We start from the raw sequence: 13,982 nt of genomic DNA, 5'->3' as shown, positions 1-13,982 counted from the left end.
CCCTCCCTTTTATACCGGTAAAGAGGACGTTTGATGTGCATCCTCTGTGGTGTTGATTTCTTCCGGGACTCCGAATTGCTGAAAAACATTCCGCTTTTGAACCGGGTAAATCTCCCTTCCGGTCAGTGTATTGATAATCACGGAGTTCCGGTATGCCCCGAGACCCAGATCCGGTGCCCCCACCCCGTGGGTATGAAGCTCCGCATTCTGCACAAAAATCTCATTTTCGGCCTCTTGGGTCTTTTTGAGCCGGTAATCCAATGACACCTGATAACGTTGCTTCTCATCCCAGGCGATCAGGCCGGACAAATTCTTGACACAGGATGGGATCTGATGCTGATAACCCGTTGCCAGAACCACCACTTCACTTTCATGCGTGAAGGTTTTGTTTTGCTCACGGTGGTGACAAGTCAGGCGATATTTCTTTTCTCCCGGCACCGGCTCGATTTTTTGGATTTCCGTTTGGGCCAGCATCCGCACCGGCACATGTTGATTTCCCACCGTCCGTTCGTAAAGAAGTTCATAAATATCAGCGATGGTGGCGGCACTGATGCCCTTGTACCACAAATCCTGGGTTTTCAGCCGCGCTTCTTTCACCTTTGGCGGCAGGGAATAAAAGTAGTGAATGTAGTCCGGTGAAAAATGTTCCAGCCCCAGTTTGGAATATTCCATCGGGAAAAATCCGGTGGAACGGGTCAGCCAATCCAGCCGGTAGCCGTGATTTTTTTGTTCCTGAAGCAAGGTGTAAAAGACTTCCGCCGCACTTTGCCCCGATCCGACCACGGTAATCGATTCCGCTTCTTTTAACCGGTTAAGCCGCTCCAAAAAGTGGGCCGAGTGAAAAATATCTTCTTCCGGCAACCCTTGGAACGATGGAGGAACAGACGGAACACTGCCGACGCCGAGGACCAGGTGTTTTGCGTGATAAACCGAAGTTTGTCCGGTCAAAGGCGATGTGACTTCCACGCGGAAGTACGTTTCACGGTCTTTCACCCAATCGATTTTCGTCACTTTTTGCCCGAACCGGCAGGTTTTCAGGCTTTGTGACACCCAACGGCAATATTCGTTGTATTCCCGGCGCGGAATCAGAAAGCGCTCCAAAAAGTAGAAATGATAAAGTCTTCGCTGTTCCTTCAGATAATTCAAGAACGTATAGCGGCTGGTCGGATCCGCCATCGTCACCAGGTCGGCAAAAAAAGGTACTTGCAATGTGGTTCCTTCCATTAACAGACCCGGATGCCAGTCAAAGCGGGGTTTCTGCTCAAAAAACACCGCTTTGACTTCCGTCACGGGATCAAGCAATGCCGCCAGCCCCAAATTAAAGGGGCCAAGCCCGACTCCGATCAAATCAAACATCTCATTCGACTCATGCTTCACCATGGTTCCATCTCCTTTGAAAAGTGTCCCGGCAACAAAACATCAAAGCCGCCCGCTTATCCGGCAGATCAATCTCCCGTTGAAATTCAAATCCGCATTTTTCAAAGATATGGATCATTTTTTCATTTCGGATATCCGGCTCTGCAACCACTTTTTGCGTCGGTTGATGCTGAAATAACCGGTACGTCATGGCCCTTAACAGGGGTAAAGCATATCCTTTCCCCAAAAACGAGGGCGGACCGATCAAAAGATGAATCCCCTGGTCTTCGGGATCATAGTCATAATATTTTCCGAGAATATCACCCCGGACCCAATAGGTTTCCCAATAACTCATGGGGGTGCCGTCAAGGGAACCGATATGAAGGGTTTGGTGTGGATCCGCCAGGAATTTGCGCAAATGCTCCCGGTATTGATCAAAGGGAATGTTTAAATTCCAAAACGGAATGACATGCGGTTGGTGCATCCACTCATGCAGCCTGTCCAAATCTTTTTCCATCTCCACCCGGCGAAACGATATCACTTTGCCGATATCGGGATCCTTGATCGCAAACGTTTCAGACATGACTGGGTATTTCATCGCAAACCTTCTCTCCTTGCCGCAAGGGATTTTGAATTTGAACATAAACCGACTGGCTTTCCATCGGCCCCACCAGCTCGTCCATATCATGAAGACGGGTGAGCAGATTGGCTTTCCCCGGAAGCCATTCATCTTCCAGAAGGCTTTCAATCAAACGGGAAGGTTTTCGGTTCTTGGGCAACCATTTTCGAAGCGCTCCGGCAAGCTCCTCCAACAGCACCTTTTCGTTCGCCAGGCCACATGCCCCGAAAGCATTGATCAGCCCGAATAAATGATTGATAAAAAAGTAGTAGCGGAAACGCTCATCGGCCACGGCATCGGCACACAGGGTATGGCTTTTTTCATTAATGCCCGGAAGGATTCCTTGCAGTTTGGCAAAAGTCGATTCACAGTAGTAATAGCCCTGGTTATCCCGGTAGAAAAATTGGTCCGGATATCCGTTTTTCAGCTTTACCAGGCTGTTTTGCTGATGGGCCTCCAGTGCAATGCCGTACTCCGAATACAACCACATCAGCGGTTCAAACGAAATCGCCAGGTATTTCTTGAACCAGTCGATGCTCACTTGTCCGGGATCTCTGCCTTCCCTTTCTGCCACCTCTTTGATCACTGCGGCCAGGCGGGGTTCAAATCCGGGCAGGGCATCTTGACAAAGCCCGGCAAGCAATGTCACGTCTTCTTTACCACCTCCCTGAAACGGGTTTTCACGCAAAACCACTTCAAACCCCGACTCATCCGCACCGGGAATCTCAATCGTGATAAAGGCAGGGTCTTTGACCACATGAAATCCGGGATATTTTTGCTTCATACGGTACCCGATCTCACTGTCCAACAGGCGGGTCACTTCCACTCCCCTCTCCAACTCCTTATACAGATTTTGCCGGACGGAGTTGGTGATCTTGATCCGGACAGAAAATTTCAACATAAAGGAAGATTCCGGATGGTAGACCGTGCGGATGGAAGCGGTCGGATAATAAGCTTTTCCCAGGACCCCCAGATCTTCCAATAACCCCTTGTCCATCAACGACCGGACCCGTTCATCCTCCAGCAAATGTTTGGCTTGCAACGGATGGACGGGCAAAAGGGAATATTCATCCTCTTTCAGATACTTTTCTTTAAAGGACGGATCCACTTCTCGGTCGTTCCAAAGCTCTTTTTTGATCCAATCCGTCGCAGACTCCGGCAAGTTGCTCCCTTCTTTGACAATGGAACGGTGAGCACGGAAATAACGCAGGGAAAAACGTCCCTTCAATTCAGGAGAATAAGTCTTTTGCTCCTGCTCCGGAATGCCTTGCCGACTTTTCGGCGTCGGATGCAGCAAATGTCCGAAAATGAGGGATTGTTCGGCATCCAAATAATCAAAGTGCGTGCGGTACAGTTCTTCTGCATCTTGATATCTCTGCGCCACAAACGTTTCCATTTCATGGCAGCTTTGGATCACGCGAAGAACCAGCTCATCCGGAAAGACATTCAATTTTCGTTCAACGGTCAATTCTTTGGTCAGCATCGTCACCAGCGTCACATAATCCAGCTCCCTCAGTTTCCCGCCTTCTCCGATCCGGTAAAAGAACGGGAAGTAAAAGAGATGCCGGCCGGTCAAGGACCAGTATTTCAGCGGGGCGATAATCTCCATCTGATGGTGCTGTAAGGAAACAACCAAAAATTCTTTTGCCGGCGAATCGACCGTTTTTTGGTTGTGAATCCGGTGTTTTTCCCACTCATCCTTGGCATACCGTTTGAATTGCCGGGTTTCTCTGAGGTAACAGTTGAAAAAGGCCAGCATGCTGGCTTGTTCCGCAATTTTTTTAGCCTCCATACGAGTCTTTCTCTCTCCTCTCTTCTTCCAGTTCCAATCCGGTTTTCCTGACTTCCTCCAGTATTTCCGTCAAAACGGGAAGCGTGATCCGGGGATTGATGATCGTCAGTTTCAGCGAAGTCAGCCCGTCCACTTTGGTCAAAGCCATCACCGCTTTCCCCCGTTGCAACAACGTTTGGCGAATATCCCGGTTGATCCGATGAATATCCACGGTTTGATCACGGGGGACATAACGAAAAACCAGGGCATTCATTTGGGGCGGATCATTGACCAGTTGCAAGTGTCCGGTCCGCCGAATCCAGTCCGCCGCCTTTTTGGTCACCTCTATCGTATGGTCAATCATCCCGGCAAATCGTTTTTTTCCGACTGCTTGCAAAGAAACAAACAGTTTTAATGCATCGAACCGGCGGGTGGTTTGCACCGATTTATGAACCAGATGAGGAATTCCCGACCTTTCATCTTCTTCTGAATTTAAATAATCTGCATGCCGCTTGATCAGTTGAAAACGGGACCCGTCTTTTAACAAAAAGGCTCCGCAACTGATCGGCTGATAAAACAGTTTATGAAAATCAACGGCCAGTGAATCCGCCCGCCCGATTCCGTCCAGACGGTGCCGGTGTTTTTCACTCAAGGCCAACGCTCCGCCGTAAGCGGCATCGACATGAAACCATGCACTTTCCGCTTCCGCCCTGTCCGCAATCCCTTGCAGGGGATCGATGCTTCCAAAATCGGTGGTTCCGGCCGTCGCCACGATGGCAAACAAATGATAACCATCCTTTTTCAACCGGCTGATCTTTTCATCCAAGTCCGTTAAACTCATCTGATACTTGGCATCCGTTTTCACCGGCACCACTGCATTTTCTCCCAATCCGAGCAAGGCGGCCGATTGTTTGATCGTAAAATGCGCGATGTCCGAACAGAGAACCTTCATTTTTCCCGCCGCCGGCGGCAATCCTTGATGCATCCCGTTTATATTCAGCTTCTGTTTCAAGAAGTGATCCCTTGCCAACAGAAGTCCCATTAAATTGGACTGGGTCCCTCCGCTGGTAAAGACGCCGTTCCCCTGACTGTTTCCGTAAAAAACGGAACACAGCCAGGAAACCATTTTTTCTTCCAGGATAGTGGCGGCAGGACTTTGATCCCAGGAATCCATCGATTGGTTGGTTGCGCTGATCAAAAGCTCCGCAGCCAGGGCCGGTGTCAGCGGGGGACAATGAAGATGTGCGGAACAAGCGGGATCATGCACCCGGACGGAGTGTCTTAAAATGTGATTTCCGACATCCTCCAGCACTTCACCCAAATCCCGACCCTCTTCCGGACAAACCGGCATGTCCTTGAATAACGAAACCAGCTCGTCAATCCCGGTTCCGCTGAACGGTTGGTTCAACGATGCGTAATGTTCATACAATACCGTTTGTGCAGCTGATATCGCTAGTTGGTATGAAGACCACGCTTCCGGTGTATGTCCCAAAAACAAGTCTTTTACCGGCAACTTTGTCATCATGTTGCTCTTCAATTGCCTTCCCCCTTAAGCCAGGCCTTTTGATTGTTCGGCAGCTTGTACTGCTTCCGCAAAAATTTCAACAATGCAGTCGATCTGCTCCGATGTAATGATCAGCGGAGGCAGGAAACGGACCACACTTCCATGACGACCTCCCAACTCCAAAATGAGTCCGCGGTCAAAACACTCTTTTTGAATGAGCCGGGCCATCGCCGGGTCGGTTAGATAACTTCCCAAATGATCCGGTTCCTGTTGAGGATCCACCACCTCGACACCGATCATCAGGCCGCGGCCGCGCACCTCGCCGATCACATGGGATTCTTTTTGAACCTTTTTCAACCTGCTCATCAATTTTTCTCCCATTTCACGGGCATGTTGTTCAATTTGATTTTGGCGGATATAGCGGATCGTTGCCAGTCCGGCAGCCATGGCCAATTGGTTTCCGCGGAACGTACCCGCATGCGCCCCGGGAGCCCATCGGTCCAACGCCTCATCATACACCACCACCGCGAGCGGCAGCGAACCGCCAATCGCTTTGGACAAGGTGATCACATCCGGTATGATGCCCGCATGTTCGAAAGCAAACAGTTTTCCGGTACGTCCGAGACCGGTTTGAATTTCATCCACAATCAACGGAATTTGATGCTTCCGGGTGATGGACCGGATTTCGCGCACCCATTCATCCGGCGCCGGGATCACACCGCCTTCGCCTTGGATAATTTCCATGATCATCGCCGCCGGGGCGGGAATGCCGCTTTCCGGATCTTCCAGTGTCCTCCGGATAAACTGACTGCCAATTGAAGCTCCTTTTTCCCCGCCTTGTCCAAACGGGCAACGATAAGAATACGGATAAGGCAAAAAGTGAACATCCGGCATCAATCCCGGAATCGGATCTTTCGGCCCTTTATTCCCCATCAGACTGAGCGCCCCGTGGGTCATACCGTGGTAACCGCCCTGAAATGCCAGAACACTACGCCTTCCGGTGGCAGTTTTCACGATTTTGAGCGCCGCTTCCACCGCATCGGCACCGGCCGGACCGCAAAACTGAATTTTCGCTCTTTCCCTGAACTCGCGGGGCAAGCTGTCAAACAGCTCCTCCACAAACTCATCTTTTACCGGAGTGGTCAAATCCAATGTATGTAAAGGCAACCGGTCTTTGAGCGTCTGCTCAATGGCTTCGGTCACAACCGGGTGATTGTGCCCCAATGCCAACGTCCCGGCTCCCGCCAGACAGTCAACGTATTTTTTCCCCTCTACATCCGTGACATAAATGCCGTATGCTTCCCGGATGGCAATCGGGATTCTCCGGGGATAAGAACGCGCATTGGATTCTGTTTGTTCCTGATGCGCGAGATAATACCGATTGGTTTGTGCATGTGTGATGCTCATTGGTGATCCCCCTTGGGCTCAGCTTAATATTGATAATGATAATGATTATCATTATCATTTATCCATCGACTATATTAACATGAAGTTTGTTTTTCTGTAAACGAATTTCCGTAAATTTTTTATCTTTTATGAAAGACTGGTTGCGTGTGCTCCTTGGTTTGCGGTTTGATCAGACAAGCCATCACAATCATTCCCGACAAAACCCACAGGCAACATTCGAAAGGTACAACCGGATGAATTTCATATAAAAACGATCCGGCAACGGGACCGGCCATCGCCCCGATGCCATTGGCGACCCCGCTCAATCCGGCCGCCGCCCCTTGCGACTCCTCCCCTGCATTTAATGAAATGGCACTTAAGCACCCGGGCAGCATCAGGCTTACCCCCAATCCGATTCCCGCAAAGGAAAGAAGCATACCGGACATCGACACACTTTGCAAAAAACCGAAAAATCCCAAAAACATGACCGGCGCTCCCAGTCGAAGCAACCAGGTATTTGAAGGGTTCCATAAACGTACAATCACCATTTGTCCCAAAAATGCCGCCGTTCCCATGGCAAACATGGAAAGACTGATCCATTGAGCAGCTGTTTTCACATTGACACCCAACTGGTCCGTGAAATACAGACCTGCGGTGACTTGCAAGATGACAATGACCAAATGGACCAAAACCGTCATCAACAAATAAGGAAAAATGCTGCGGTCAAACGGGCTGAGTTTTTCTGTATGCGGTCGGGATTCTTTTCTTCTGACAGGCTCGTCAGGTTCCTTTCTCATCCATATCCATCCCATGACCAGAGGGAAAAGCGCGGCAAAATAAACCGGAACCGTCCAGTCCCACAAAACAAGGATACTTGCAAATGCCGGGCCCAATATCATCCCCAACCCATTGGCAGCTCCGAGAAGCGCCATTCCGGAAGTTCTTTCTTTTACATGGGTCAGATCAGCCATCAATGCCTGGGCCCCGGTTAAAACCGCACCAAAAACCACACCGCCATACAACCGGATCAACAAGAGAAACGCAAACAAAAGCGAAAAGGAAATCCAGTTTGCAAACCCCAATTGAATGACAAACGCAAACAGCAGATAAGCAAAGGAAAAATGAAAAACGCCATGTACCAAAAGCTTTCTCCGTCCATGTTTTTCACAATAATCCCCCCACACCAGGCTGGATACAAACAAAGACACCGCAGCAATGGCAAAAACCATGCTGATCTGTGTCTCATCCAAACGCAATTCCCTCAACATGGGAGCAATAAGGGGATTGACCATCGACAAGCCAAAATATGTACTAAACAGTGTGAAAAATAATAAATAATGATGTCTCATGGTTTACCACCTTAATAACCGCAATCGTGATATTGATAATGAGAATTATTATCATCATAGCTTGTCCCAAAGTATGGGTCAATACACGCCATCCCTCTTTCCTCCGTCAAAAAAAGCTGTGCAGAAGATCTGCACAGCTTTTTTCACTCTTTTTCACTTTATTTCAACAAATTCATCACATCAACATACTCGTAGCCGAGATCACGGGCCACCGGAAGGCAGGTGACTTTTCCTTCCAACGTATTCAATCCTTTGGCCAGTGCCGGGTTGTCCAAGGCCGCTTGGCGATATCCTTTATCCGCAATTTGCAATCCGTAATTGACGGTGACATTGGACAAAGCCATGGTGGCGGTACGCGGTACCGACCCCGGAATATTGGGCACGGCATAATGAAGGACTCCGTGTTTGACATAGGTCGGTTCATCATGGTTGGTGATCCGGTCCACGGTTTCAATTGATCCGCCTTGGTCTACGGCAACGTCCACAATGACCGATCCCGGTTTCATTTGTTTCACCATTTCTTCGGTCACCAAGCGCGGTGCACGGGCTCCCGGAATGAGAACCGCTCCGATCAGCAGGTCTGCTTTTTTCACTGCTTCGGCAATGTTGTACGGGTTGGACATCAGGGTGTTCACTTTGCCTTGGAACAGATCATCCAATTCCCGCAAACGGTTGGCATTGATGTCCAGCAATGTCACATTGGCTCCCATACCAACTGCCATTTTGGCTGCGTTGGTTCCGACGACGCCGCCGCCGATAATGACCACTTCACCGGGCAATACGCCAGGAACGCCGCCCAAAAGAATTCCTTTTCCGCCTTTTACTTTTTCAAGATATTGCGCTCCGATTTGAACGGACATTCTTCCCGCCACTTCACTCATCGGGGTTAACAAAGGCAGGGAACGGTTTTCCAATTGGATGGTTTCATAAGCGATGGCCACGACTTTGTTTTTCACCAATGCTTCCGTCAGTTCGGGAGCGGCGGCCAGATGCAAATAAGTGTACAAGATTAATCCTTCTCTGAAATATTGGTACTCTTCCGGCAATGGTTCTTTTACCTTCACAACCATATCTGCCGCCCACGCCTCTTTGGCGGAGCCAACGATTTTGGCGCCGGCATCCACATAATCCTGATCCGTGAATCCGCTTCCTTCACCGGCCGTGGTTTCTATCAACACTTCATGCCCGTGATTGATATAAGAAGCAACCGCCGCAGGGGTCAAACCCACCCGGTTTTCATTATTTTTTATTTCCTTGGGTACACCGATAATCATGAATATCACCTTTAATTTCCGTTTGTAATTCGTACGCCTCCAGTATAAATTATTTATTAAAGCGGTTCCAATAGACACCATGTCATAAATCTGTCCGCCCTTTTCTTACACTCTATCCACAGAAGGTGAATCACATTGGCATCACTCATTTTGCAAGATATCCTGAAACGTCCGACATTTGCCGAGGCCAAGGTGGTTGCAGGCCATAACGGGTTGAACCGGCGGGTCCGGTGGGTTCATATTTTGGAAGTTTCCGAGTTTGACACGTTGATCAACGGCGAAGAAATGATTCTGGCCACAGGCATCCATTTTCAATCTTCTTCGGCTTCTCCCGCCCGTTATCTGGAAAAATTGATCCGGCTCAATGCTTCCTGTTTATGCTTGGAACTGGGATACTACTTTCACACGATCCCGGATGACCTGATTCAAATTGCCAACCGGCATGACTTTCCGTTGATCGTGTTTCCCAACGACATCCGCTTTGTGGATATCACACAAGATTTGCATTCCGTTCTCATCAACAAACATTTTCAGATACTGAAAAACCTGGAAGCCCTGTCCCGTGAGTTGCACCGCTTGAGCCTGGAACCCAACGGCACCAACAAAATTTTAAAAATGCTGTATCACAAAACCCATTCACCCATTCTCTATCTGCCTTTTAAAGATCAGCCTTCTGTATTTCCAAAAATGGAACCCGAAAAAGAAACCGAACTCATTCAGTTTTTAAAAGATAAACGGACGGTTCCCGGCATGGAAACATCAGAACACCGGTCGGCCCGGTATTGGCCGTTTCAAAATCAATATATCCTGCTGCAGCCGGTAAGTGCCATGGGACAAACCTGGGCACACATCGGCATGATTTTGAAACAAAAGCCAACCCGTTACGAATTTTTGATTTTGGATTGGACCTCCTTGGCGATTGCTCAAGATCTTTTGCGCAAACGGTATATGGAAGAAAGACGGTTGCACTCTGAAAATGTATGGGTGGATGATCTGCTTCACAACCGGCTCGACGAATCCCAAATCCACCATCATTTGGGGGCCGATTTTTACGGACTGAACCATAAAAAAAGCTTTGTCTGCCTGATCGAGTGGCTTCCCCGCGCCGAAACCAAACAAGAACGGCGGGAAGTGGAGGAATATCTGCAATACGATTTTCCGATCATCATCCGCGCCATTTTTGAGCAACATCACTTTTATCCGCTGATCACCCGGAGCAACCAAAAGATCGCCATCATCGCATTCGATCTGGAATCTGATTTCTCTTGGAAATCCCGCGTTTCAAAGCTGTTGAAACAATTAAAAAAACAGTCCGGTTTCCTGTTCAAAGCCGGGGTGGGACAACGTTACAACGGGTTTGCTTCCATCAGCCAAAGTTATCAGGAAGCCCGCCAGGTTTTGGATCTGAACGCCCGCCAAAGCAGTGAATTCACCTTTTATGATGAATTGGGCGTTTTCCAGCTGATCATGAATTTAAAAGATAAAGACCAGCAATTAAAAAACTTTATCCATCAACATTTGGGACCGGTCATCGAACACGACCAGAAAAGAAACAGCCATTTGCTCTACACGCTCAAAGTTTACCTGGATCACAACGGATCCAAAAAAGCAGCCGCCGACCATCTGTACATCGCACGCCAATCGCTCTATTACCGGTTAGAGAAACTTCAAGAATTATTGGGGGACGGCTTTTTGACCACAGAAAATCAGCTGACGCTGCAGACCGCGTTGAAAGCATGCCAGTTGATCTATCCGGAATTACTGACAAGCCGTGGCGAAAACACGAAAAAATAGCTTCCCGAAAACAACCGGACGCGTCCTTTGGTCCCCTGTGGAATCCAAAAAACGCGTCCGTTTTTCTCCGGATGATCGGAAACTGCTTGTCCGTTGTTAAACTTTGGACAACGGAATGAGTTCCCAGCCGTTTTTCATACTCAACCGTTCCTCCGACACGGCCACGATCATTTGTTCAAAGATGCCTTGCCAGTTTAGCTGCGGTCTGACCAAAAGACGGCGGGCAATCAGGACATTATCCATCGCCAGCATGATTTTCCCGGGAGAATGCCTCATGCTCAAACGTTCGATCCCGGAATCGCGAAAAATTTCCGTCTCCCCTTTCAATGAATTCATCAAAATGTCCCGGTAATACAAAAGCAACACATCCAACAAAAACCAAGCTCTCTCTTCCTTCACTTCATCCAACAGCCACGATTCGGAAAGGGTGAGCAATGCATCAGGACTGCCTGACAAAATCCGGCCCCCCCACTCTTTCACCTGATGCACCACGGACGCATAGTGTTTGATTTTCCCGTCGTCATACGCTTCGCCATCCGTTTCCAATGAACCGGAAAGTCGGGCAAAGACGCCGGCAAGTTCCTCCGGAATCCCCTTTTTCAAAAGCTGTTCTTTTTTGACCGATGGCGGAATCTCGGAAAAACGGACCAATTGGCAACGGGATTTGATGGTTGGAATCACATCGGACAAATGCCTGGTGATGAGAATGACCACCATGGCGGATTGCGGTTCTTCCAAAAATTTCAACAAGCTGTTGGCGGCTTCATCCCTCATTTTTTCGGCTTCCTCGATGATGGCGAACCGGGTCACGCCTTCCGGGGCGCTGTAACGAAAACGCGATTGCAACTGTCTCAACTGCGCAATTTTGATTACATTTCCCTCCGGAAGGATCTTCAACACTTCCGGATGATTGCCTTGCGCAATTTGAATGCAAGAAGGACACCGGTCGCAGGCATCCGCTTCATTCCGTTCACAATTGGCGGCTTTGGCCAGTTCCAAAGCCATTTCTCTTTTCCCCGTGTTTTTGGGGCCGTAAAAAATATATGCATGCGCCAACCGGTTTCGTTGGATCGCGTTTTTCAGCACCTCTGCCAGATGAGGTTGCAGGGAATTTTCAAAAGACATGGCAACGCCTCCCCGCGCGAACATTCTCTTCATTCATCTTTGCATTTTCCACGCACAAAAATCAAGCGATCATTAAAAAGATCCGCACATGGCCTCCGGGAGACAACCATCCATTGAACCCGCCCGTTCCCGGATCGACAAAACCCGTTGGCATTTGGCAGAATTCTCTTTGTTTCCGATAAAAACCAAGCACTTTTTTGTTTTGTATTGATAAATTTTAGTAACCCGAAATATTATTGCTTAAGCCGGAACCAGCGGAGCAAAGAAACCTTGATTCGCGGAAAAGACGATCGGTACAATCTAATTAGCGGCCTGCACAGCTAAATTCCACCCAAAACAAACCGCAACAATCCATGCAAATTTATGATAAAACTACAATGGGACCTGATTAAACAACATAGAAAGGAAATGAATTATGCCTTTTTTACGTTTTAAAGGTTTTCCGAAGGAAACCCTGAAGCAATTGGCCCCGCAAATTGTCACCGACTTTGCCAAAATGGCACAAGTCCCTGAAGAAAAAGTAAAAATTGAATTGCTTCAGGTCGAACCGATTATCCAGTCACCGCGTTCACTGGAAATCCTGATGTTTCCCCGGGACAAAAAAGTGCATGACCAATTGGTTGCCAAACTCCATCAATTATTGGAAGAAAAAGGTTTTTCAAATACACACATTTTTTTCATTCTCCTCTCTCCCTCCCTCTATTACAAGAACGGACAACCTCTGGAGAACATTCCTTCTCCCCCCTTCCTGCATTCATACTGAGGAGCATCGATCCGGTCAGCTCACCTGGTATCACAGGTGAGCTGATTTTTTGCCCATATATTCATATAAAATATAAATTTCTTTTTATATCTAATATTATTTTTCTTGCAAACAGAAAGCCGAACCCCGTATACTGAAAGTACTTTAAGGAGGTTATTGAATGAAAATTGCATTGGTCACAGACAGCACCTGTGATTTACCCTGTGAAATGGTTGAAAAACTCAACATTCACGTTGTCCCGCTTCGCATCCATTATTCCGGCGGAGAATTCCGCGATGGAATCGATATCACTTCCCGGGATATCATAAACCGCCTCGAACACGAAGTCCCCAAAACATCCATGCCTTCCCCCGAAGATATCACCCGGATCTATCACTCTTTACAAGAGCAGGGATATACCCACTGCATCGTTCTGACAGTCTCCGCTTCCCTCAGTGGCACCCACAACACCTTCCGTTTGTGTGCACAAGAGATTTCCGGCATGAAGATCGATGTCATTGATTCCAAAGGGGTTTCTTGGATACTGGGATTTTTGGTGCTGGAAACGGCCCGGCTGATCCAAAAAACAAAGAATTATGAGGAAATCATCCGGAAGATCCACGAAACCAAAGAAAAAATTAAGGCCTATTTTATCCTGGACACGCTCCAATACGTGCAAAAAGGCGGGCGAATCGGGAAAGTGGCCAAGTCTCTCGGATCGATGCTTTCCATCAAACCCGTCATCACTTTTGATTCGGAAGGAAAACTGCACACGCACTCGGTGGCACGCGGAAAAAAACAAGCCCTCAAAAAGCTGATGGCCCCCGTTTACGAGCATCTGTCTTCCACACGCGCCCGGATTGCCGTGTTGCACACCCAAGCTGAAAAGGAAGCCGAAGCGCTGTTGAATCAAGTGAAAAACGCCGGAAATGTTTCCGAAACTTATCTGGGATGGATCAGCCCCACTCTGGCAGTCCACGCCGGCCCCGGTTTGCTGGGCATCGTCATCCATCCCCAGGATTGACATGACCTCATCCACTTTCTGTGTTTTCAGGAGTGGAT

11 protein-coding genes are annotated in these 13,982 nt (G+C 48.5%); 3 read left to right on the top strand and 8 right to left on the bottom strand.

Annotation, left to right across the window (positions count from 1 at the left end):
• Positions 1-9: 9 nt before the first annotated feature.
• From ATH33_RS00605 to ald, 7 genes are all read right to left on the bottom strand, one after another.
• The gene (locus tag ATH33_RS00605) at positions 10-1,380 is read right to left on the bottom strand and encodes a lysine N(6)-hydroxylase/L-ornithine N(5)-oxygenase family protein (RefSeq protein ID WP_049719749.1); all 1,371 of its coding nucleotides are present in this window, start codon (positions 1,378-1,380) and stop codon (positions 10-12) included.
• On the bottom strand, positions 1,367-1,954 hold the full coding sequence (locus tag ATH33_RS00600; RefSeq protein WP_037994377.1) for a GNAT family N-acetyltransferase: 588 nt from the start codon (positions 1,952-1,954) through the stop codon (positions 1,367-1,369). Before ATH33_RS00600 ends, ATH33_RS00605 begins: the two co-directional genes overlap by 14 nt.
• Entirely contained in the window at positions 1,932-3,767 is a 1,836-nt protein-coding gene (locus ATH33_RS00595; RefSeq protein WP_037994375.1) for an IucA/IucC family protein, read from the bottom strand. Before ATH33_RS00595 ends, ATH33_RS00600 begins: the two co-directional genes overlap by 23 nt.
• Positions 3,757-5,283, bottom strand: coding sequence for a pyridoxal phosphate-dependent decarboxylase family protein (locus ATH33_RS00590; RefSeq protein WP_121873934.1), 1,527 nt, complete (start codon positions 5,281-5,283; stop codon positions 3,757-3,759). Before ATH33_RS00590 ends, ATH33_RS00595 begins: the two co-directional genes overlap by 11 nt.
• A 12-nt stretch (positions 5,284-5,295) precedes the next feature.
• Positions 5,296-6,657 carry an aspartate aminotransferase family protein gene (locus ATH33_RS00585; RefSeq protein ID WP_037994373.1) on the bottom strand — a complete coding sequence of 454 codons (1,362 nt, stop codon included), beginning with the start codon at positions 6,655-6,657 and terminating at the stop codon, positions 5,296-5,298.
• Positions 6,658-6,776: 119 nt separating this feature from the next.
• The gene (locus tag ATH33_RS00580) at positions 6,777-7,985 is read right to left on the bottom strand and encodes an MFS transporter (protein ID WP_037994371.1); all 1,209 of its coding nucleotides are present in this window, start codon (positions 7,983-7,985) and stop codon (positions 6,777-6,779) included.
• A 158-nt stretch (positions 7,986-8,143) separates the two neighbouring features.
• The gene (gene ald / locus ATH33_RS00575) at positions 8,144-9,259 is read right to left on the bottom strand and encodes an alanine dehydrogenase (RefSeq protein ID WP_037994369.1); all 1,116 of its coding nucleotides are present in this window, start codon (positions 9,257-9,259) and stop codon (positions 8,144-8,146) included.
• 135 nt (positions 9,260-9,394) lie between these two features.
• On the opposite strand from ald, the gene ATH33_RS00570 reads away from it, so the two are divergent.
• Positions 9,395-11,053, top strand: coding sequence for a PucR family transcriptional regulator (locus ATH33_RS00570; RefSeq protein WP_121873933.1), 1,659 nt, complete (start codon positions 9,395-9,397; stop codon positions 11,051-11,053).
• 96 nt (positions 11,054-11,149) lie between these two features.
• On the opposite strand, the gene holB is transcribed toward ATH33_RS00570, so the two are convergent.
• Positions 11,150-12,178, bottom strand: a complete 1,029-nt coding sequence (gene holB / locus ATH33_RS00565; protein WP_052186662.1) for a DNA polymerase III subunit delta' — start codon at positions 12,176-12,178, stop codon at positions 11,150-11,152.
• A 415-nt stretch (positions 12,179-12,593) separates the two neighbouring features.
• Between holB and ATH33_RS00560 the strand changes: the two genes are divergently transcribed.
• Both ATH33_RS00560 and ATH33_RS00555 read left to right on the top strand, forming a co-directional pair.
• Positions 12,594-12,941, top strand: a complete 348-nt coding sequence (locus ATH33_RS00560; protein WP_037994365.1) for a DUF1904 family protein — start codon at positions 12,594-12,596, stop codon at positions 12,939-12,941.
• A gap of 160 nt (positions 12,942-13,101) precedes the next feature.
• Positions 13,102-13,944, top strand: coding sequence for a DegV family protein (locus ATH33_RS00555; protein ID WP_037994364.1), 843 nt, complete (start codon positions 13,102-13,104; stop codon positions 13,942-13,944).
• Positions 13,945-13,982: the final 38 nt, after the last annotated feature.

This window comes from Thermoactinomyces vulgaris (assembly GCF_003688725.1).
GTDB classification, from domain to species: domain Bacteria; phylum Bacillota; class Bacilli; order Thermoactinomycetales; family Thermoactinomycetaceae; genus Thermoactinomyces; species Thermoactinomyces vulgaris.
This window is presented reverse-complemented; position numbering and strand designations above follow the sequence as displayed.

What these genes read in the sequence shown, in the direction of transcription:
- ATH33_RS00605 (WP_049719749.1), bottom strand. Translation starts at nt 1,380, where the DNA reads ATGGTGAAGCATGAGTCGAATGAGATGTTTGATTTGATCGGAGTCGGG.
- ATH33_RS00600 (WP_037994377.1), bottom strand. Translation starts at nt 1,954, where the DNA reads ATGAAATACCCAGTCATGTCTGAAACGTTTGCGATCAAGGATCCCGAT.
- ATH33_RS00595 (WP_037994375.1), bottom strand. Translation starts at nt 3,767, where the DNA reads ATGGAGGCTAAAAAAATTGCGGAACAAGCCAGCATGCTGGCCTTTTTC.
- ATH33_RS00585 (WP_037994373.1), bottom strand. Translation starts at nt 6,657, where the DNA reads ATGAGCATCACACATGCACAAACCAATCGGTATTATCTCGCGCATCAG.
- ATH33_RS00580 (WP_037994371.1), bottom strand. Translation starts at nt 7,985, where the DNA reads ATGAGACATCATTATTTATTATTTTTCACACTGTTTAGTACATATTTT.
- ald (WP_037994369.1), bottom strand. Translation starts at nt 9,259, where the DNA reads ATGATTATCGGTGTACCCAAGGAAATAAAAAATAATGAAAACCGGGTG.
- holB (WP_052186662.1), bottom strand. Translation starts at nt 12,178, where the DNA reads ATGTCTTTTGAAAATTCCCTGCAACCTCATCTGGCAGAGGTGCTGAAA.
- ATH33_RS00560 (WP_037994365.1), top strand. Translation starts at nt 12,594, where the DNA reads ATGCCTTTTTTACGTTTTAAAGGTTTTCCGAAGGAAACCCTGAAGCAA.
- ATH33_RS00555 (WP_037994364.1), top strand. Translation starts at nt 13,102, where the DNA reads ATGAAAATTGCATTGGTCACAGACAGCACCTGTGATTTACCCTGTGAA.